At 60.0% G+C, this 20,537-nt stretch carries 18 protein-coding genes; 5 read left to right on the top strand and 13 right to left on the bottom strand.

The features are described 5' to 3' along the window. Window positions 1-65: 65 nt before the first annotated feature. The 3 genes from ACA074_RS11285 to ACA074_RS11275 form a co-directional block, all read right to left on the bottom strand. On the bottom strand, window positions 66-1,352 hold the full coding sequence (locus ACA074_RS11285; RefSeq protein WP_497679018.1) for an ATP-binding protein: 1,287 nt from the start codon (window positions 1,350-1,352) through the stop codon (window positions 66-68). A gap of 1 nt (window position 1,353) precedes the next feature. Beyond that, window positions 1,354-2,061: a response regulator gene (locus ACA074_RS11280; protein ID WP_187680287.1), complete on the bottom strand. Its 708-nt coding sequence runs from the start codon at window positions 2,059-2,061 to the stop codon at window positions 1,354-1,356. Window positions 2,062-2,203: 142 nt separating this feature from the next. After that, complete coding sequence (locus tag ACA074_RS11275) at window positions 2,204-2,806, bottom strand: MiaE family protein (protein ID WP_122607119.1); 603 nt, start codon at window positions 2,804-2,806, stop codon at window positions 2,204-2,206. Window positions 2,807-2,965: 159 nt separating this feature from the next. Between ACA074_RS11275 and uspL the strand changes: the two genes are divergently transcribed. Further along, window positions 2,966-3,829 carry a universal stress protein UspL gene (gene uspL / locus ACA074_RS11270; RefSeq protein WP_497617674.1) on the top strand — a complete coding sequence of 288 codons (864 nt, stop codon included), beginning with the start codon at window positions 2,966-2,968 and terminating at the stop codon, window positions 3,827-3,829. An 87-nt stretch (window positions 3,830-3,916) separates the two neighbouring features. On the opposite strand, the gene ACA074_RS11265 is transcribed toward uspL, so the two are convergent. After that, window positions 3,917-4,387 (bottom strand): DUF1289 domain-containing protein, encoded by a 471-nt coding sequence (locus ACA074_RS11265; RefSeq protein WP_187680252.1) that lies wholly within the window; start codon window positions 4,385-4,387, stop codon window positions 3,917-3,919. A gap of 410 nt (window positions 4,388-4,797) precedes the next feature. On the opposite strand from ACA074_RS11265, the gene acnB reads away from it, so the two are divergent. Continuing rightward, complete coding sequence (acnB, locus tag ACA074_RS11260) at window positions 4,798-7,407, top strand: bifunctional aconitate hydratase 2/2-methylisocitrate dehydratase (protein WP_489880122.1); 2,610 nt, start codon at window positions 4,798-4,800, stop codon at window positions 7,405-7,407. Between the two features lie 214 nt (window positions 7,408-7,621). On the opposite strand, the gene ACA074_RS11255 is transcribed toward acnB, so the two are convergent. The 4 genes from ACA074_RS11255 to ACA074_RS11240 all read right to left on the bottom strand — a co-directional run bounded on the left by ACA074_RS11255 (window position 7,622) and on the right by ACA074_RS11240 (window position 10,107). Continuing rightward, entirely contained in the window at window positions 7,622-8,902 is a 1,281-nt protein-coding gene (locus ACA074_RS11255) for an HAAAP family serine/threonine permease (protein WP_497679017.1), read from the bottom strand. Window positions 8,903-9,151: 249 nt separating this feature from the next. Further along, the gene (locus ACA074_RS11250) at window positions 9,152-9,334 is read right to left on the bottom strand and encodes a hypothetical protein (RefSeq protein WP_187680250.1); all 183 of its coding nucleotides are present in this window, start codon (window positions 9,332-9,334) and stop codon (window positions 9,152-9,154) included. Window positions 9,335-9,356: 22 nt separating this feature from the next. Further along, window positions 9,357-9,551, bottom strand: a complete 195-nt coding sequence (locus tag ACA074_RS11245) for a hypothetical protein (protein WP_187680249.1) — start codon at window positions 9,549-9,551, stop codon at window positions 9,357-9,359. 190 nt (window positions 9,552-9,741) lie between these two features. Then, complete coding sequence (locus ACA074_RS11240) at window positions 9,742-10,107, bottom strand: DUF6124 family protein (protein ID WP_497679016.1); 366 nt, start codon at window positions 10,105-10,107, stop codon at window positions 9,742-9,744. A 612-nt stretch (window positions 10,108-10,719) separates the two neighbouring features. Between ACA074_RS11240 and ACA074_RS11235 the strand changes: the two genes are divergently transcribed. Continuing rightward, window positions 10,720-11,103 carry a tautomerase family protein gene (locus ACA074_RS11235; RefSeq protein WP_497679015.1) on the top strand — a complete coding sequence of 128 codons (384 nt, stop codon included), beginning with the start codon at window positions 10,720-10,722 and terminating at the stop codon, window positions 11,101-11,103. A 172-nt stretch (window positions 11,104-11,275) separates the two neighbouring features. Further along, a complete protein-coding gene (locus ACA074_RS11230; protein WP_497679014.1) occupies window positions 11,276-12,244 on the top strand; it encodes a 2-hydroxyacid dehydrogenase in 969 nt (322 codons plus the stop codon). Here ACA074_RS11230 and tssA read toward each other — a convergent pair. The 5 genes from tssA to ACA074_RS11205 are packed head-to-tail and all read right to left on the bottom strand — an operon-like array spanning window position 12,241 to window position 19,745. After that, a complete protein-coding gene (gene tssA, locus ACA074_RS11225; RefSeq protein ID WP_497679013.1) occupies window positions 12,241-13,323 on the bottom strand; it encodes a type VI secretion system protein TssA in 1,083 nt (360 codons plus the stop codon). The genes ACA074_RS11230 and tssA overlap by 4 nt on opposite strands. Continuing rightward, a complete protein-coding gene (locus tag ACA074_RS11220; protein ID WP_497679012.1) occupies window positions 13,320-17,141 on the bottom strand; it encodes a type VI secretion system protein in 3,822 nt (1,273 codons plus the stop codon). The genes tssA and ACA074_RS11220 overlap by 4 nt, the downstream gene beginning before the upstream one ends. Further along, window positions 17,138-17,902, bottom strand: a complete 765-nt coding sequence (locus tag ACA074_RS11215; RefSeq protein WP_497679011.1) for a DotU/TssL family secretion system protein — start codon at window positions 17,900-17,902, stop codon at window positions 17,138-17,140. Before ACA074_RS11215 ends, ACA074_RS11220 begins: the two co-directional genes overlap by 4 nt. Before the next feature lie 18 nt (window positions 17,903-17,920). Then, complete coding sequence (gene tssK, locus ACA074_RS11210) at window positions 17,921-19,252, bottom strand: type VI secretion system baseplate subunit TssK (RefSeq protein WP_401270965.1); 1,332 nt, start codon at window positions 19,250-19,252, stop codon at window positions 17,921-17,923. Window positions 19,253-19,298: 46 nt separating this feature from the next. Beyond that, window positions 19,299-19,745 carry a type VI secretion protein gene (locus ACA074_RS11205; protein ID WP_497679010.1) on the bottom strand — a complete coding sequence of 149 codons (447 nt, stop codon included), beginning with the start codon at window positions 19,743-19,745 and terminating at the stop codon, window positions 19,299-19,301. A 227-nt stretch (window positions 19,746-19,972) separates the two neighbouring features. On the opposite strand from ACA074_RS11205, the gene tssB reads away from it, so the two are divergent. Beyond that, window positions 19,973-20,515: a type VI secretion system contractile sheath small subunit gene (gene tssB / locus ACA074_RS11200; RefSeq protein WP_249486702.1), complete on the top strand. Its 543-nt coding sequence runs from the start codon at window positions 19,973-19,975 to the stop codon at window positions 20,513-20,515. The last annotated feature ends 22 nt before the right edge of the window (window positions 20,516-20,537 follow it).

Here is a 20,537-nt window from a genome sequence, read left to right as displayed (position 1 = left end):
TTTGTGGCGTCTTTGATGACCTCATCGCTGGCAAGCCAGCGATGGGGCCGCCACTGACAGTGCAATCAATCCAGATGCGCCCAGGTCATGCGAAACGACGCCCCGCCCCAAGGCGAATCCCCAACCTCGACCTGCCCACCATGGGATTGCGAGACCCTCCGCACCAACGCCAATCCCAGGCCAAAACCACCCGTGCGGCGATCCCGGCTGGCATCCAGCCGCGAGAACGGTTCAAAGATCTTCTCCCGTCCATCCACCGGCACCCCCGGCCCGTCATCGTTGACCCGCACTTCGTAGTAATCACCTGTGCGCACCAGCGTCACCTCCACACGCTGCTCGGCATAGCGAATTGCATTGCGCAGCAGGTTGATCACCGCCCGTGCCATGAACCGCGGCTCGATGCGCACCGTTTCGATCCGGCAATCACCGATCAACAACTGCACCCCCGCCGCCTCTGCCTCTAGCGCCACACTGCCGACCACGCTGTCCAGCCAATTGGCCGCCTGAATGTTCTCGCGCTTGATCACCGTCGCGCCGCGCTCGAGGCTGGCATAGGTCAGCAGCTCGGAGACCATTTCCTCCAGCTCGCCAAGGTCGGCGTACATATCGGCAATCAGTTCGCGATTCTGGCTGGCGTCCGGAGACTGCTTGAGCTGATCGAGCTCAAACGACAGCCGCGCAATCGGCGTGCGCAGTTCGTGGGATACCGCATTGGTCAATTCGCGCTGATTGGCGATGAGGCTTTCGATACGTGCGGCCATCAGGTTGAAATGCTCGGCCAGATCACGGATGTTCGAGCGCTTGGACAGCTGAATGCGTACTGACAGATCGTTGTCGCCGAAACGTTCGGCGGCCAGGCGCAGTTTTTCCAGATCACGCCAGTGCGGGCGCACCCAGAAGAACAGGACGAAACCAATCATCACCGCGATCATCAGATACGCCGCCGCAAGGTAAAACGGCATCAAACTGGGCTCGGCCGGCAGACGGATACTGAGCAGCTGCGAGCCGCCATCAATTGAGCCGATGTAGTGGGTGTACTTGTCGCGGATCACCAGCCGCCCTTGAGCCAGCTCGGTTTTTTCCTTGTCGCTCAATGCCAGTTGTTCGGCTTCAACCAGCGTCAGCCCCGAACCGTAGTGCGGGCGAATGGCCTCAAGCTGCTTTTCCCGTGCCGGGCCGTCGAGGCCACGCAATAGCTCGCTCAGCGTCCAGGCCTGCCCACGCATCGCCTCGCGGTTGTAATCCTCCATCTGATAATCGAGCAGCGCGTCGAATGTGCGCTCGACCGTTTGCAGAGCCAACACCAGCCCCACCGTCATCACCAGGAACAGACCGAGAAATAACCGCAGCATCTTACAGCTCCCACGCAAACGGATTGAACAGATAACCCTTGCCCCACACGGTCTTGATGCACACCGGTTCGCGTGGGTTGTCCTTGAGCTTGTTGCGCAATTTGCTGATGTACACGTCGACGCTGCGGTTCAGCCCATCGAAGGCAATGCCGCGCATACGGTTGAGGATGTCATCGCGTGAAAGCGTATTGCCGGCCGCACTGGCCAGCAACCACAGCAGCTCGAATTCCATGGTGGTCATTTCGATGATCTCGCCCGCCAGGCGTACCTCGCGGCAACTGCGGTCGATGCTCAGCTGACCGAATTCCAGAGAACTGACCACGCCACTGTCCGGCGCCTGCCGCCGCTGCAATGCGCGCAATCGGGCCAGCAATACCGGCGGTTTGATCGGCTTGATCACGTAGTCATCGGCACCGGACTCAAGGCCCAGAATGTGGTCGAGATCGTCTTCCTTGGCGGTCAGAATCACGATCGGTGTGTCCGACACACTGCGGATTTCCCGGCACACGTGCAGACCGCTCTGCCCCGGCAGCATCAGGTCGAGCACCACCACTTTCGGTTTGAACTCATGGAACGCGGCCACGGCCAGATCACCGCGATGCACTGTGCGCACCTCGTAGCCGTGCTGTTCGAGGAAGTGCGCGATCAGTGCGGCAAGGCGCTCGTCGTCTTCCACCAGCAGGACTTTGCCAAAACCCAGGTTATCCATAACGACCATGTGCCAACCCATGTGTGAAGTGGGCGCCATTATGGCGGCAAACATTGTTGTGGCGTTTACAGCGGGCAGCAAAAACCGGCCACTGGGGCCGGTTTTCGGTGATGTTTCATACTCTTAAGAGTTTTTAACAATCTCAGGCAGGTACGCCGCTATGGAAACGGAACTCGTCGTCCGGCGATTCGATCAGTTCTTGCTCGGCAGCACGCACTTTCTCGATCACCTGAGCGATGTCTTTTGCATCGCCATATTGATAAGCCAGCTTCAGATAACCCTGAAAATGCCGCGCCTCGCTTTTCAGCAGGCCAAAGTAGAACTTGCCGAGTTCTTCGTCCAAATGCGGCACCAGTGCTTCGAAACGCTCGCAACTGCGCGCTTCGATAAACGCCCCGACCACCAGCGTATCGACCAGTTTCACCGGCTCATGGCTGCGTACCACTTTGCGCAGACCCGAGGCATAGCGGCCGGCATGCAACTGACGCAGCTCGATCTTGCGGCGCTTCATGATGCGCATGACCTGTTCGTGGTGCACCAGTTCTTCCCGGGCCAGACGCGACATCATGTTGATCAGATCGACGTGGGAATGGTACTTGGCTATCAGGCTCAGCGCGGTGCTGGCCGCCTTGAACTCGCAGTTCTTGTGGTCGATCAGTAGAGTTTCCTGATCGGCCAGTGCCGCCTGCACCCAGGCGTCGGGTGTGCGGCAGCCAAGGAATTCGTGGATTTCGGGAAGGATCATGGGGCTCACGGTAAAAGGTGTTCGAGCGAAGGGCGCCGATTATACCGGCCTGTCCGCAGACCACCAGCGGCGGGTGTTGATATGCATCAAGTCGCAGGTGTTGGAGCAGCAACTATAGTTGTGCAACGCCGTGCCTTTTCTTTGCTGGAGACTCCGCTCATGCAAGCCATTCGCAGCATTCTGGTGGTCATCGAACCCGAACACTCGGAAAGCCTGGCGCTCAAGCGCGCCAAGTTGATCGCCGGGGTGACCCAGGCCCATCTGCACCTGCTGGTGTGCGACAAGAAGCACGACCACGCCGCCATGCTCAGCGTACTCAAAGCTGCGCTGCTGGAGGACGGCTACAGCGTGACCACTGAGCAGGCGTGGAACGAGAGCCTGCACGAAACCATCATCGACGTGCAGCAGGCCGAAGGCTGCGGACTGGTAGTCAAACAGCATTTCCCCGACAGCTCGCTGAAAAAAGCCCTGCTGACCCCGGCGGACTGGAAGCTGCTGCGCCACTGCCCTACTCCGGTGCTGTTGGTGAAAACGTCCACCTCCTGGAAGGACCGGGTGATTCTGGCCGCTGTCGACGTGGGCAATGTCGACGGTGAGCACCGTCATCTGCACACCACCATCATTGATCATGGCTATGACATTGCCAGCCTTGCCAAGGGGCATCTGCATGTGATCAGCGCCCATCCCTCGCCGATGTTGTCGGCCGCAGACCCCACGCTGCAACTCAGTGAGACCATCGAGGCGCGCTATCGTGAACAGTGCCGGGCGTTTCAGGCGGAATTCGACGTCGACGACGCACATTTGCACATCGAGGAAGGCCCGGCGGATGTGTTGATTCCGTTTATGGCGCACAAGCTGCAAGCGGCGGTGACCGTGATCGGCACCGTGGCGCGCACAGGCTTGTCAGGGGCGCTGATCGGCAATACCGCTGAAGTGGTGCTGGATGAGCTGGAAAGTGATGTGCTGGTGCTCAAGCCGCAGGAGGTTGAGGATCATCTGGTGGAGTTGACGGCGAAGCACTAAAGATCAAAAGATCGCAGCCTTTGGCAGCTCCTGCAGGTAGATCGCATTCCCCTTTAGAAGCTGCCGAAGGCTGCGATCTTTTGACTTTCAGGCGCCGAAGGCGTCCTTCAAAAAGCCGGGCGCGATGTAGCGCTGATAGTGCGCTTCCGACAGCAGGAAGAATTCCCGATCAATGGCATCGCGCAACTCCGGCAGATTCCAGTCACGAAACTCCGGCAGCAGCACCATGCCATACGCTTCGAGATTAATGATCACCCGCGCCCCCCGGGCAATCAGCTGATACGCCCAGCAATATTCCGACTGATGCGGCACGAAGCGGATCTTGCGCTGTTCCAGTTGCTGGCGAAGGCGCGCGGGATCGAATATTTCGACCTTGCCCGCCATCACTTGTGACAGCAATTGTTCCAGGCGCAACCACACCGCACGCTTTTCCTCCTCACCGTAACCATTCCAGTTGATCACTTCGTGATGGAAACGCTTGCAGCCACGGCACACCAGATCACCGTAAACAGTGGAGCAGAGGCCGACGCAGGGGGTCTTGATGGTCTGATTGGGCATAAGATAGGCAAAGGCACTGAAACGCGGAACAGGTCGGCATGTTAGCCCTTTGTCTAACATTCATCACCCCTCAAACATCAGGGACGAACTTACCTTTAATTTTTTTTTGCCGTAGAATCAGCCAGCCTTTTAAGGCGCCAATGTCCGTTAGAAGCTGTTTTCAAAGCGTCACGAGCACAGTCGTTCCTTCAGAACGGTGTTGGCGAAGGGTTTTTCCAGCGGGGAAAAACCCAACGCCAACCCTCATCAGCTCCCCGTTCTGCAGGCGTAAAACTTTGAAAGCAGCTTCTGTAAGGAATGGTCGGTAATTCTGGCTAAGTGGCCCACAACGCCACGCAGCGCATGAGTACGACCATTTCGGGATGAGCGTCCCGGACACCCATTTGGGACCACTGATGAGGGTAATAACTGTGCTTGAAGCCTACCGCAAACATATCGAAGAGCGTGCAGCCCTGGGTATCGTTCCCCAGCCGCTTAACGCCGAACAAACAGCAGGCCTGGTCGAGCTGCTGAAAAACCCTCCGGCTGGCGAAGAAGAATTCCTCGTTGACCTGATCACCAATCGCATTCCACCAGGCGTGGACGAAGCCGCTTATGTCAAAGCAGGTTTCCTGTCTGCACTGGCCAAGGGCGAAGTTTCCTCCCCTCTGCTGGACAAAAAACGCGCTGTAGAACTGCTCGGCACCATGCAGGGCGGCTACAACATCGTGACCCTGGTTGACCTGCTGGACGACGCCGAACTGGCGCCAGTCGCTGCCGCGCAACTCAAGCACACCCTGCTGATGTTCGATGCGTTCCACGACGTGGCGGAAAAAGCCAAGAACGGCAACGCTCACGCCCAAGCCGTGCTGCAATCCTGGGCTGACGGCGAGTGGTTCAAGAACCGCCCGACCCTGGCCGACAAGATCAGCCTGCGCGTCTTCAAAGTAACTGGCGAAACCAACACCGACGACCTGTCCCCTGCTCCAGACGCCTGGTCGCGTCCAGACATCCCGCTGCACGCACTGGCCATGCTGAAAATGGCTCGCGACGGCATCGTTCCTGATCAGCAGGGCGCCATCGGCCCGATGAAGCAGATCGAAGAAATGCGCGGTCAAGGCTTCCCGATCGCCTACGTCGGTGACGTGGTCGGTACCGGTTCCTCGCGTAAATCCGCTACCAACTCGGTGCTGTGGTTCTTCGGCGACGACGTGCCTTACGTGCCGAACAAGCGCGCTGGCGGTTTCTGCTTCGGCAGCAAAATCGCACCAATCTTCTACAACACCATGGAAGATGCCGGCGCACTGCCAATCGAGTTCGACGTTTCCAACATGAACATGGGCGACGTGATCGACCTGTACCCGCATGCTGGCAAAGTCTGCAAACACGGCACCGACGAAGTCCTGACCACCTTCGAAATGAAGACCCCGGTTCTGCTGGACGAAGTCCGCGCCGGCGGCCGTATCCCGCTGATCATCGGCCGTGGCCTGACCGAGAAGGCTCGCGCCGAGCTGGGTCTGCCAGCGTTCGACCTGTTCAAGAAGCCTGAAGCACCGGCTGAAAGCACCAAGGGTTTCACCCTGGCGCAGAAAATGGTCGGCAAGGCTTGCGGTCTGGCAGAAGGCCAAGGCGTTCGTCCTGGCACCTACTGCGAACCGAAGATGACCACCGTGGGTTCTCAGGACACCACCGGTCCAATGACCCGTGACGAACTGAAAGACCTGGCGTGCCTGGGCTTCTCCGCTGATCTGGTGATGCAGTCGTTCTGCCACACCGCGGCTTATCCAAAGCCGATCGACGTGACCACCCACCACACCCTGCCTGACTTCATCATGACCCGCGGCGGCGTTTCCCTGCGTCCGGGCGACGGCATCATCCACTCGTGGCTGAACCGCATGCTGCTGCCGGACACCGTGGGTACCGGTGGTGACTCGCACACCCGTTTCCCGATGGGCATCTCGTTCCCGGCCGGTTCCGGTCTGGTCGCGTTCGCCGCAGCCACTGGCGTTATGCCGCTGGACATGCCGGAATCGATCCTGGTGCGCTTCAAAGGCAAAATGAAACCTGGCATCACCCTGCGTGACCTGGTTCATGCCATTCCTTACTTCGCTATCCAGAACGGTCTGCTGACCGTCGAGAAGAAAGGCAAGAAAAACGCCTTCTCCGGCCGCATCCTGGAAATCGAAGGCCTGGAAGGCCTGACGCTGGAACAGGCTTTCGAACTGTCCGACGCCTCGGCCGAACGTTCGGCTGCCGGTTGCACCATCAAGCTGTCGAAAGAGTCGATCACCGAGTACCTGAACTCCAACATCACCCTGCTGCGCTGGATGATCGGCGAAGGTTACGGCGATGCACGTACTCTGGAACGTCGCGCCCAAGCGATGGAAGCCTGGGTTGCCAACCCTGAGCTGATGGAAGCCGATGCCGACGCCGAATACGCCGAAGTCATCGAAATCGATCTGGCCGACATCAGCGAGCCTGTACTGTGCGCGCCAAACGATCCGGACGACGCCCGTCTGCTGTCCAGCGTTGCTGGCGAGAAGATCGACGAAGTGTTCATCGGTTCGTGCATGACCAACATCGGTCACTTCCGCGCTGCCGGTAAACTGCTGGATCAGGTCAAAGGTCAGCTGCCAACCCGTCTGTGGCTGTCGCCGCCGACCAAAATGGACGCTCACCAACTGACCGAAGAAGGCTACTACGGCATCTACGGCAAGGCTGGCGCACGCATGGAAATGCCAGGCTGCTCGTTGTGCATGGGTAACCAGGCACGCGTTGAGCCGAACAGCACCGTGGTGTCGACGTCGACCCGTAACTTCCCGAACCGTCTGGGCGACGGCGCGAACGTCTACCTGGCTTCGGCTGAGCTGGCGTCCGTTGCTTCGATCCTGGGTCGCCTGCCGACCGTCGAGGAGTACATGGAATACGCTGGCAAGATCGACAGCATGGCGGCCGATATCTACCGCTACCTGTCCTTCGACCAGATCGCCGAGTTCCGTGAAGCTGCTGCGAACGCCAACATTCCGGTCGTTCAAGCCTAACGCTACAACGCAATAAAGAACGCCGCCCATCGTGAGATGAGCGGCGTTTTTTTATGCCTGCTGAATAGTCAGAGCCTGTCCCGGCCTCATCGCTGGCAAGCCAGCGATGGCGGCATGTCAGGCGACACCTCTGATGGGCGCCAGACAGGCGAAAAAAAGCCGCTGCACACATCGTGTACAGCGGCTTTTGTTACTGCGATCTATTGATCTTGCTTTACAGCGACAGCTTGTAAACCAGCGCCGAGATAGCCACCAGACCAACAGCGGTGACAAACACGTTCGACGCCTGGCCACGATAACGGGCCATCGCCGGTATTTTGCGAATCGCGTACATCGGCATCAGGAACAGAATCGCTGCGATCACTGGGCCACCGACGGTCTCGATCATGCCCAGGATGCTTGGGTCAAGAGTTGCGACGATCCAGCAGATTACCAGCATGAACGCCGCCACCATGCGGTCCAGCGCCTTGGCGCCCGGACGCTTGCCACTCTTGATGATCAGGCCTTTGAGACCTTCGCTGGCACCGATGTAGTGACCGAGGAACGACTTGGAGATCGCCACGAAAGCAATCAACGGCGCCGCAAACGCGATGGTCGGGTTGCTGAAGTGGTTGGCCAGGTACGACAGGATCGACAGGTTCTGATCCTTCGCTTGCGCCAGTTGCTCCGGCGACAGGGTCAGCACGCAACTGAACACGAAGAACAGCACCATCACCACCATCAGCAGGTGGGCGCGGCACAAAATCTGAGAGCTGCGCTGGTCAGCGTTGTCGCCATAACGACGCTTCTGATCCACCGCAAACGCCGAGATGATCGGTGAGTGGTTGAACGAGAACACCATCACCGGAATCGCCAGCCACAGCGTGTGCAGCAACGCCGACGGTGGTGGCACTTGCGAAGCGGTGGCGAGGATGCCGCCATTCCAGTGTGGGATCAGGTAAACCGCCAGAAACAACAGCGCGACGATGAACGGATAGACCATCAGGCTCATCGCCTTGACGATCGCCTGCTCGCCGCAACGCACCACCGCCAGCAGACCCAGGATCAGCACAAACGACAAAATCGCCCGTGGCGGCGGCGTGATGTGCAGTTGATGTTCGAGGAAGCTGGCGACCGTGTTGGTCAGGCCCACGCTGTAGATCAGCAGGATCGGGAAGATGGCGAAGAAGTACAGCAGCGTGATCAGTGCACCGGCCTTGATGCCGAAATGCTCCTCGACGACATCCGTGATGTCGGCGCCTTCGCGACCGGAGAGCACGAAGCGGGTCAGACCACGGTGTGCGAAGAACGTCATCGGGAACGCCAGCAACGTGAGGATCACCAGCGGCCAGAAGCCACCCAATCCTGCGTTGATTGGCAAATACAGGGTGCCGGCGCCGATGGCCGTCCCAAACAGTCCCAACATCCAGGTGGTGTCCTGGCGATTCCAGCTCGAAAGTTCAGCGGGTGCTGCTGCATCAAAGCGTTGGTCGACGCTTTTGGCCTGATCATTCATCCGGTCGGATCTCCGCATTCCGGTCACTTGCCACTCGGTCAGGACGCGTCGGAAAAAACCGACAGACATGCTCCGGCCGAAACAGGGGCGCGATTCTCCGCGATAAATGAGCAGAAGCAAAGACTTAGCTGAGGAATGGTTGTGCGGAGCAGAACAGAGGGGTGTCGTTTTTGGGGAGATTGCTGTCGGCTTCAGGTATGTTCGGCGTCGTTTTTAAACATGTCTTGCGCCGAACTTGCCGAGGACGTTTCAAAGCGAACGGAGAACTATCGTCCCAATGATGAGCACTACCAAGGCAAATAGCGCCCCCATGCTGAACCTGAATAACTCTGAGCGGATTTCCGCTGGTGAGAGGTCTTGCGCTTCTTCAGCAAGTTCGGCGCCCTCCTGATACAGACGTTCAATTCTGGCAACACGTTCTTCTAGGGTCATGATTATTCTTTTCCGGGTTAACTTAAAACTTGATCAAAAGAGTTAATACAGCAGCAAGCGCGGTCAGCCCCCCAGTGCCTACCGCGACTGGATACCAGAATTTTTCTCGCTTTAATTTGCCTTCCTCCGCCATGAGCTTGAGTCTCTCAACAACGAGTTTACGAATTTCATTTTGAAGCCTTTCGAGTTCCAGATTTTCCCGATCGTTCTGAAGCATGCGCCTTCCTTGGCTGTTGGCAATGACTGCCGGGACTACTTTGTACCCTCATGATTTCCTATTCATCCCGTGCCTGATAGCGGACGAATCCGGCGGATTTGTAGGCAAAATCCGGGAGTCGGGTAGGCAGCCTCATACAAAGCCGCCATAGCAACAGTGGCGGAGCTACACGCCCCGCCACCGTTTGGGTCTACTGCTCCGGCACCCATTTATCGAGCACTTGATTGACCGCCAGCTCAGCCAGCATCACGTTCTGCGCAATGCCCAGCGCCGTTTGGCGATGCGTACCTTCGAGCAGAGCGGCAAAGTTGTTGAGCGTGACGTTGGCCGAGCCGAGGGTTTCGCTGGCGTCGGCCAGCAAGGCTTCGTTACTGGCGGCCGGGTTGGCCATGTACAGGCGATTGGGGACGTAGGGCGCGGCCATGATCTCGGCGACTGAAGGAACCAGGTAATGGTCGAGGGCGCGCTCGGCGGCTTCGTGGAATTTCTTGGAGTTGGGGGATTCGTAGGGGGATGCCGGATCGAAGATCGGCGGGTTTGGCGTTACCTTGAACATGGGTGCTTCCCTCTTGTAAGGGCTGCAACCGTTCCGCCGCTAAGCAAAAGGGTGGCAGCTGTGCGCAAGTTAGCGGACCGGTAAGCATCCCAAACCCGGCGCATCCGAAGATGCCATGCGCACAGCCACCATCGAGCGCAGACAAAAGTCTGACTTGATAGGACTTGTGTACAACCGGGGATGCATATCGGGCCGCTAAGCCCGATCACTGGAAATCAGTGATGCAGACCAAGTTACCGACCGCCCTCCAGGCGCACAAGCCGGCGGATTCTGGCGTACGCGTAGGCAACGGCGCAAGAATTTGTGGGCATTGGCACGTAACTTCAGGTGTCTTTAAACAGACGCATCAAATTGCGTTTATAAACCCAAGAACATGACGAATCGCCTGACAGATTGCTGTAAAAAAGTTGTGCTTTGTGAAGGCTGCCGGCCTCTTCGCGGGCAAGCCCGCTCCCACAGGGTTATGCGCTGTTCACGCAATCGTGGCCAAATCACGAATCCCTGTAGGAGTTGGCTTGCCAGCGATGACGTCCACCCAGGCACCGGATACTTCAAATCAGCCCCAAATGGTCTAGCGTGAATGAGTCCCCCTGCCCCGCGGAGTCTCTGCCCATGCCCCTCGTTCGCGTCGACATCAGACAAAACCCCGACCCCACCTTCGCCAAGCGCGTCGGCGAACTCATCTACGCCGCCCTGCGCAGTTCAATTGATGTGCCGGAGCACGACAATTTCCAGATCCTCGCCGAACACGACAGTCAGCACTTGATCTACGACCCGCAATACCTCGGCATCCCGCGCACTGACGGCGTGGTGTTCATTCAGATCACCATCAGCGAAGGGCGCACCGTGGAGAAGAAACAACTGCTGTTCAAAACCATCGCCGAAAGCTTGCACACGCAACTGGCGGTGCGCTTGGAGGACGTGCTCATCAATCTGGTGGAAGTGAAGAAAGAGAACTGGTCGTTCGGCAATGGCATCGCGCAGTACGTCACGTGATCTGCTGAGCCAAGCTTCACGAAAGCCTTCTGACGAAGCGCCCGCGCGCTCCCCGCGACAGCTCCTACACTGCTGGAACGGAGCAACGCCCGGCCATTGCCAAGCCGCTCTGGAATCAGCACTCTGCAACGACTTTCGCGACCGAACCAACAACGATCACAGGAGCCGCGCAATGCCCGCAACCGTTCTGGTACTCGTTGAAACCATCAATGATTACCTGCCGATTCTCGAGCATCAGGGCTTTCACCTGATCCTCGCCCCCACGCCTGCCGAACGCGCGCAAGCCATCGCCACCCATGGCCCGCGCATTGACGCGGTGCTGACCCGTGGCCCGTTGGGCCTGACCGCCGACGAAATCGCCGCCCTGCCCTCACTGAAAATCATCACGGTGATTGGCGCCGGTTACGAACATGTCGACCTGCAAGCCGCCAGCGACCGGGGAATTACTGTGACCAACGGCGCCGGGGTCAACGCCTCGTCGGTGGCTGACCATGCGATGGCCATGCTCTTGGCACTGGTTCGGGATATTCCGCACTGCGATGCCGCTGTGCGTCGGGGCGAATGGCCGAAGATCATGCGTCCGTCGCTGGCCAATAAGCGCCTTGGCATTCTCGGGCTGGGTGCGGTTGGGCTGGAGATAGCCAAACGCGCCAACCTCGGTTTCGATATGGAGATCAGTTATCACAGCCGCCAAGTGCGCAATGACGTGCCCTACGCGTTCTGCTCGACACCGACGGAACTGGCGCGGGCCTCGGACTTCCTGATCGTCGCCACGCCGGGCGGAATCGGCACTCAGCATTTAGTGACCCGTGCGGTGCTCGATGCGCTCGGCCCGACAGGTTTCATCGTCAACATCGCCCGGGCCAGTGTGATTGCCACGGCGGATCTGATAACCGCGCTTGAGCAGCGGCGCATTGCCGGTGCGGCGCTGGATGTCTTCGACCATGAGCCGCAAGTGCCGCAGGCGCTGAAAGCCCTGAGCAATGTGCTGCTCACGCCCCACGTTGCCGGTCTCTCGCCGGAAGCCACGCAAGGCACGGTGGAGCTGGTAGGGAAAAACCTGGTGGCGTTCTTCTCCGGGCAACCGGTGCTTACGCCGATCCAGTTACCGCCAAAACTCAGCAGCCAGCGCGTGCACTAAAGTACGCCGAGCAATGTCCACAAGCGCCGCGACTCAGCGTCGGCGCTGATCAGCTCACCGAGCAATTCGCTCAGCGGTTTGTTGCCCCACTCGACCCCTCGCCGGATAAGGTACGGCACCGGGCTGTGGGGTTCGGTGCGCGCCAGGTATTCGGCGATCAGCAGCAGTTGACGATACGCCTCTTCGCGATTGGCCGGTTCACGAAAGGCCAAGGCCACCGGCGCAGGTTCTTCCGGCTGCGCGACGGCAACGGGTGCTTCGACCAGAGGGGGTGGCGGTGCCGGCTGTTGTGGGTGCATGGCGATAAACTCCTGGACCAGTTTCAGCAACGCCTGAATGGTGTCCTGCAGGGGGCGCAACCCCGGCGCCAGAGCCCCCAGAAAGGCATCGCTCCAGGTGTCGAGCCGTTGCAGGTGTTGCAGGCTCAGCAGCAGATTGCCCTGAGTGCGCAGCCAGAAGGCCAGCGGCGTGGCGCGGATCTGCTCGTTGAGTTTCTTCTGTTCATTGCGCGCCGTTTCCGCCGAGGTCTTGGCGTTCTTGCTGTCGTTGGCCTGCACCTGCTGTACCTGCAAACGCCGCCAGACTTCCAGGGTGTAGGCCTCGAAATCGCTGTTGCGGCTGCCGAACAACGGCACCCGAGTGAGCAATATTTCACTGTACCGGCGCACCAGCCATTCCAGCGGAATCACCCGCCACGACTGGTCGCCATCCTCGGCCTGCGGGTGCAGGTGCTCGGGAAAGCGCTCACACAAACCGGCGACCAGCGCCAGACTGCCGGGCAAGCCGTCCACCGCTTGCAGGTGCAGCCACGCCTCGCCGAGCCAGGCGCTGAGCATCAGATCCTTACTGCGTTCCAGCAACAAAGTCGTGGTCAGTTTCTCGACGTCCGGCCAGTTCGCGCGCTTGAGCGTCGATTGCCAGACGCCGGTCGGCAGGCTGGCGTCGTCTTCACGACGCAGGTCGCGCAACTGGTCGAACTCGCGTTCATAACGCAGATCGACGCCGCAAGGCGCCTCCGCGCTGATCGGCGTGAGCAACTGGTCAATCAAGTCCGGCAACGTAGTCGATGGCAGGCTCACAAGTCCTCCTTCTGCGATTCAAGAGCGGCTGTACTGCCGGTCACCTGAAACGGCGAACGCGGCGCGCGAGTCGGCAATGGTGCTATCGACAGCGGCAGCTTTGAGCCTTGGCTCATCAGCGACAGGCGCACGAACATTCGTGTGAAGTCGCTGGTGACACTGTCGGGCGAGCCGGTCACGGGCAAACGCAATGTCAGCGGGAAATCGGTGTAATCCACATTTGGCTGACGCTGCACCGAGAAATGCGCGCGCATCAGGCGCAGCAACGACCACGGCCCGCCGTACTCCCAACCGGCCTCCAGATCACGCACCACCAGATTCGGTTGCAATGGATCATTGACCGGGCGCTCCTTGCCGTTGCGCGCCCAACGCAGGGTCAGGCGGATGGGTTGGCCGACCATCCAGCGCAGGTTCGGTTGCTCGGCTGCCGGATAGTTGATCTGCTGATTGCCAGCGAGCAAGCCCCAGGCAATCACCTGATCGGCGCCCTGTTCATCATCTCGATCAGTGCGCCAGCGCACGTCCAGCTCGACACCGAGGATGCCGCTCTTGTCGCGCACGAACAGCGGCGTCAACCAGGTGCTGGCCTGCTTCAGGCGGTTGAGAAAATCCGCTGCCGCCAGGCGTTCCGGAGTCTGGTTGGTGGCCAGACCGGCCTGAGCGACCGGCAGACGTTTGTCGATCAACTGCAGAAAATACTCAACCCGCGCCGGGTCGGCGTCCTGCATCTGCACGCCGTTGGCAAACGGAAAGCGATCCGCCAGATATTGATTGAAGTAGTTGGCCAGCTCATTCCACGCTGCGGCGGCCTGTTGCACTTGCAGCATCTGGCAACGCTGCATGGCTTCCTGTTGCAACTCCACCGCGCGCATCGCCAACGTGCCACGTCCCCCCGCAACGTTGGCGGTCTGCAACATTTGCAGGCAGGAATTGACGTCCATTTCGATGAAATCGCGGCTGACCAGTTGCTCGATCTGCGCTGGCGAACTGGCCGGGTTGGCCTCTTTGTATTTGCGCAGTTCGTCGTTGAGCGCACTGAACTGCGTCACACGTTCATAATCCAGCGCCGACAGATTGGGCTGCTGCGTCATCAGCCACTGCAACGATGACGTCCGTCGTTCAGTGATGCCGAGCATGGTGTTGAACTGCTGCTTGAGGCTCAGCTTCAGATCCTGCACATCGCTGGCGCCGAACAGTTCCAGGCCGAGGTTTTTCGAACCGTCCCACTGGCTGATTTCGGCACGCCCGCCGAACAGCGGTTGCGCGGTGATTTCATCCAGACCACCGACAATCTGCGCCATGGCACGGCGATTGAGGGCCGCTTGCAGGCGCGTGGCGAGGTCCGGGCGATGCACCTCGACGAAGGCCTTCTGCAAGTCCATGGCTTGCTCGGCCTGAACGTTGAACACGGCGTAAGGATGCGTCTGATCGTTGTGATCCTTGAGGCTCAACCACATCACCTGGGCCGCGGCACGCTCGGCGGCTTTAAGCACCGCAACACGATAGTCCGGCGGAATGCGTGGCAGTTCTTCGGCGATGTAGCTGTTGTAGTCGGCGAAATACTTCAGCGATTCATTGAGGTCATCGCCGTCCACGGTCTGACCTTGCATATTGACGTTGTCTTCGCTGGCACGCAGGGCGGCCGAAACGAAGTCACGTTTGAACAGCGCCTGTATTGCGCTATCGAGCTTCACCACATGATCTTGCAAGGCCAGTTGCCCGCTGGCTTGCTGCACCAGCAGGTTGTCCCGCGAGCCGATCTGGGCGATCCATTGATCGCGGAAACTCTGCTGCAAGCGTGACGCTTGCGTGTCGAGGTCTTGTTGGACTTGGGCGCCCAGCAATGTGCTCTTGCCCACTTTGGCGAGGAAATCACCATAACCCGGCACCAATTCCTGCCCCTTGCCACGGCTCCACGTCGCATTGGTCAGGGCAATCGCCGCTTGCAGGTCGTCGACCAGCGCGGTCAGGTCTTCAAGATCGCGCAGGCTGTTGCCACTGCCGGCCTCCAGTTGATCCAGGTGCAACTTCAGATAACCGGCCTTGCTGACAAAGTTGTCGGCGAGAAAATACTGATCCAGCCAGCGCTGCATCAATCCGGAAAAATGGCTGACGATCAGTGGCCGGTCGACGCTCAGGTCGAGCGCCTGCAAACTGCCGTCTTCCCCTGCCACCAGCAGCCGATTGTAGTAAGCCGCATAGGGCAAGGTGCCGGTGTTGAGATTCAGCGACAGCGCGTTGTTGCTCAGTTGCACCAAATCGTCCAGCGGGGTGCGCTGATTGTTTTGCACCTGATTGAACAATTGGTTCTGCTGCTCCAGACGCAGCGCCCGATCCACCAGATCGGTCGCTTTCAGATAGTTCTGCCACTGCGCCGGGTCGTCGCTTTCGACACTGCTGCGCCGGTCGGTGCTGCGGATCGCCTTGATTTGCGCCAGCTCCGCGCTCAGCAGGTCATGCAACGGCACCACCATATGGCGCTGAGTGGACTGCAAAACTTCCTGCTCGAGTTGGTTGTCGAGCGAGGAAAACCACGACGTCGGGAAAACCAGCGAGGCATAGTTCCAGTGCGGGGCGCGTTCCAGTACCCGCCAGAAGGTCTGCACGTTGCGCCGGGTCGAGTCGATCCGCTGCGCCTCATCGCTGATCGCCACGTAGCCTTTTTGTGCGCCCTGCATCTGCCGCGCCAGTTCGTGGGCATCCTTGACCGATGCCTGCCAGACCCACAGCATCGCCACCGCCCAGACTACCCCCACCACCAGCGCGATCCCCGCGGTCAGCCGTTGCCAGCGCTGGCGCAGACGCAACAGGCGCGGCACGCTGTGCGCCAGACCTCGCTCGCCAACCAGGCGCTGGCGCCACAACTGCCGGGCAAACGCGCTGCGCTGCAAGCCGCTGTCGTCCACGGCAAAACCGTCCTGCGCCTCTTCACCGGCCACGTTGGCGGTGAAATACACGCCGCGAAAACACGGCGCTTCACCTTGCGCATTGCCCTGAAACACCGGTTCCAGCACGTTCTGCAAACCGCGGCGCAAGGTCTCCAGACGATCCGGCAAGGCATATAAATCCGCACTCAGCTGCCCGGACAAGGTGCCGATTTCGATCACCGCCTCAGCCACAGCCCGGTGCAGGCGATCCAGTGCCTGATCGCTCCACTGGCCCTGCCAGACGGCATCGCGCGCATAGGGTGACGACCAGCCCAACGTGGCTTCGCTGGCCTCTTCCGGCAAGGCGCTGATCAGTTCCTGAAACCCCGGCAACTCCTCAAGACCGGTGACAATCACGTACACCGGTACGCTCAGCCCGAAGCGTTGCAGCAGATCGATGAAGCGCCGACGCGCGGCCAGCCCCAACTGTGTTGCTTGCTCAAGATTGCTCAGCCGACTGGCCGGTACAGTCCAAATCACCGCGTCCAGCGGCCGTTTGCTGCGTAGCCGCAGGATCAGGCCCAGCAGCCGCCACCAACTGCCGCGCTGTAAATGCATGCCGTCATCCGGCAGAAACAAGGCCTGCGGCACCACCAGTACTGCGCCTTCGGGGTCTGACCACCAGCGCCCGAACCACGCCGGTTTGTCGGTCGGCTGCAGGCGCCACTCCGTTACCAGTTGTGTGCCCTGCACTTCGTCGCCGAGCATCAGCAGCCACGGCAGTTGATAGCGGTCGAGGTTGCCCTGGTCGCGTTCCATATGGCGCACGGACGCATAGAAACTGCGGATCGCCGCGCCGCTCTGGGTGCGCAACCACCACACCGCCACGCCGATGATCACCAGCAACAACAGCAACGCGACGACCCACGCAACGATCGTCAGCGGGCTCATGAGTCTTGCTCCGGCGCACTCTGCACCTCACCGCTTTGCAGTAACGGCGCCAGCTCCTGGCCGACGTCACGCCACAACCAATGCCCGAGCGCAGTCAACAACAACACCATGGCGAGAATGCCCAGGGTCAGGCGAAAGCCATCCGGCAGCGCGGTGCGTACCGGCAACTGCAACGGTGTGGCCAGCGAGGGTTGTACCAACCGGCGGCTGACGTCGGCATAGGTGGCTTCGTCTTGCCAGGCGAAGTTGAACAGCGCCAGACGCCATTTTTCCAGTTGCGCCTGGCTGTGTTCACCGCGCAGACGGCCGTGGAAACCAAGAATCAGGCACTGCAAATACACGTTGGCCAGATCGCGGGTGGTCGGTTGTTGTTCGTCGAGAAGGGTTTGAATCGCTGCCGGCAGTTGCTCGCCGGCCTGACGGCTGGAGTACAGGCGCGACTCCAGCGGCTTATCCTGCCAGGCGCCCTGCCCCGGCCACGGCGTGAACAGCAGGGTTTCGTCGACCAGTGCAACGAACGCATAAACCAGTGCCTTGACCTGTTCGGTTGCCGAGTCACCGACCCGCGAATACGCGGTGCGCCACAAACGTTGTGAAGCCTGGGTGGACAGCTCGACCACAGTCTCGACCAGCGCCGCTTCGTCCTCGCTGTCCTTGGGCAATTGCACCCAGTCCTGTTGCCATTGCTGCCATGTCTGGCGGAACGCGCTGCTCAACGGTGCGTCCTGCAACCCCAGGCTTGCGGCACTTCCTTGCGACATACGGCGTTCCTTGTGTGATCAGGCACTTTCACTGTTCTGGGCGACAAACAGCACCACTTGCCACGGACTGCTGGTCAGCTTCGCAGCAGGCGCGGCGATCATCAACGGCAGTTGCGCGTCGAACCACGCGCCTTCGGCGGTAACCACAAACAGTCGCGTGTCATCGCCGACGCTGTAGGCCACTTGCTCGCTGCGGCTCATGGCCTGGTGCGTCAAACCGCTCATGCGCTGACGACTGAGCAAGGCAATGTGCGGCGCCGAAGCGATGATCGCGCCGCGCAGCCAGTCAAGCGCGGCTTGCTCGCTGGCACCGTTGGGCATGCGCAGGCCGATGACCAGACGCTGGCTCGGCTGCTCGTCCGGCAACTGGATCGAAAAGCTCTGTTCGCTGCGTTCGAACGGCAGGCTGTGATAGCCGGCACGGATCAGTTCGAGGGTGGTTTCCAGCCATTGCAATACCGCGTCATAGCCGCGCTGCAACTCAAGGAAATCCAGCGGCGCAAACGCCGGCACGCCGGCCAGCGGATCGAGCGCCGCCCACGCCCCGGCCATGCCGAGCAACTGCACATACAGGGTTTGCGGATGAGCGATGCGGCTGTTCAGTGTGCCTTCGACTTCCGGCAGACGCGCCCACAACGCGGTCAACTGACGGCGGATTTCCAGCGCATCGTCCTGGTTGCCGGCCTGTTGCGCCTGACGCAAGCGGCCGCCGAGAAACAGGCACTTCTCCCGCGCCCGCGCGCAGAGCCCGGCGATGCGCCGAGCGAGTGCGGATTCCGGCAACAGGATCGGTGTCGGCGGTGTATAGGACAACGGCAGAAAGCCGCCGCCCTCCTTGCGGATTTTCAGCAGCGGCAGGCAGATCGAGTCGGCCTTGTTCAGTTGCGTACACAGCCGTGGGTTAGGTCGCCACACGGTAATCGATTCGGGGAATTCGCCGCTGGTGAGATCGGGTAAGGCGTCGCCGACCACTGATTGCATCCGCCCCTTGAGCGGCAGCAGTTGCCCGGCGCGCCACATCGGGCTGATCGCCAGAAACACGGTGACGGTGGCATCGTCGGTGGTGTCGATCGCCGCGCTGACGTCCAGTTCCAGTGTCGGCCCGACACCGGCCTGCAAATCCACCGGCAAGCCGTCGGGCATCGTCCCTTGCAACGACAACACCCGCACCACCCCGGCGCTCAGCGCCGAAGGGTCGAACTCCATATGACTGACGCCCCAGAACCACGGATTGCAGGCTTGCGCCAGATGCGCGCCGAGCGCTTCGGCGCGCAGCCCCTGCAACTGAAAATGCTGCGGCAGCAATTGCATGCCTTCGTGCCAGCAAACCGCGTCAGGTAGCAGACTCATACGACTCCTTTCGACTCTGCCGCAAGCCGGCGGCGAGCGGTGTTTTTCAGTTTTCCCGGCTGACCAGATTCATCTCGCGACTGTCGAATTTCAGCCATGCCTCGCGCTGATCATCGAGGCGTAATCGGTGTGCTCCGGGTGTGTTATAGCTGGCGAAAACCAAAAGTCCAGCAGCCTTCTTGCCCTCCAGCGGGAAGGGTTGGCGGTCGATGAATTGCCCCGGCACCAGCTCCAGTCCCCACACGCTCATCAACTGACGATAGTCGCGCTGGTACTGCTCGCGCCCGGCGAACCACTGGCTGGCGCTGATGCCGGACAGTTGCTTGAGCAGGTCAGGGTCGTTGACGGCAATGAAGTCCACGGCAATCGGCGTGTCGTCATTCGCTTTGGGGGCGACGTCGAGGGTCAGGCTGTCGAGGCCCACCTTCGGCCCGAAGAAGGAGCAGCCCGCCAGCAGCGCAAACGCCAACGTTAGAAAAAGTCGTCCAGACAAAATGAATTTTCCTTTTCTCGAGTCTGTCGAAAAATGTTTTTGCTTGCTTTTTTATAGACCTGTTCTAGCGTCTTGGGTAGTTCGGTTCCTACAGCCGAATCAAGAAGGTTTGTCAAAGGAACGACAGGTCATCTGCCTCCCTTTCTAACCTACGGTCCAGCAAGGGAAAGCGATGAACGGGCCTCCCCGATGCATTGCCCCCGCCCATCGTATCGGAGTCCGCCGTCATGGCAGAAAGTACTCAGCACAAGCTCGACCGGGTCCGCCCGCCCCGAGTGCAAATCACTTACGACGTCGAAATCGGCAACGCCATCGAGAAAAAGGAATTGCCGCTGGTGGTCGGCATCCTCGCCGACCTTTCCGGCAAGCCGCTTGAGCCATTGGCAAAGCTGACTGAACGGCGTTTTACCGAAATCGACCGAGACAATTTCAACGAGGTGCTCGCCTCCATCGCCCCGCGCGCAACGCTGCAGGTCAACAACACCCTCAGTGGCGACGACAGCAAGCTCAACATCGAACTCAATTTCAAACACATCGATGACTTCGACCCGGTCAAGGTGGTGGAGCAAGTCACACCGCTGCGTCGTCTGTTCGAGGCCCGTCAGCGCCTGCGTGACCTGCTGACCAAACTCGACGGCAACGATGACCTGGACAAGCTGTTGCGCGACGTGATCGCCAACACCGAAGGCTTGCAGGAAATCAAATCGGCTCGCCCAGACACCGCTACCCCGGCAGCTGATGCCGAGGCCCCGGCCGAACCGCAAGCCTGATTGTCCAATTAACCGAGGGGAG

Source organism: Pseudomonas sp. LBUM1655, from assembly GCF_059716085.1.
This window is presented reverse-complemented; position numbering and strand designations above follow the sequence as displayed.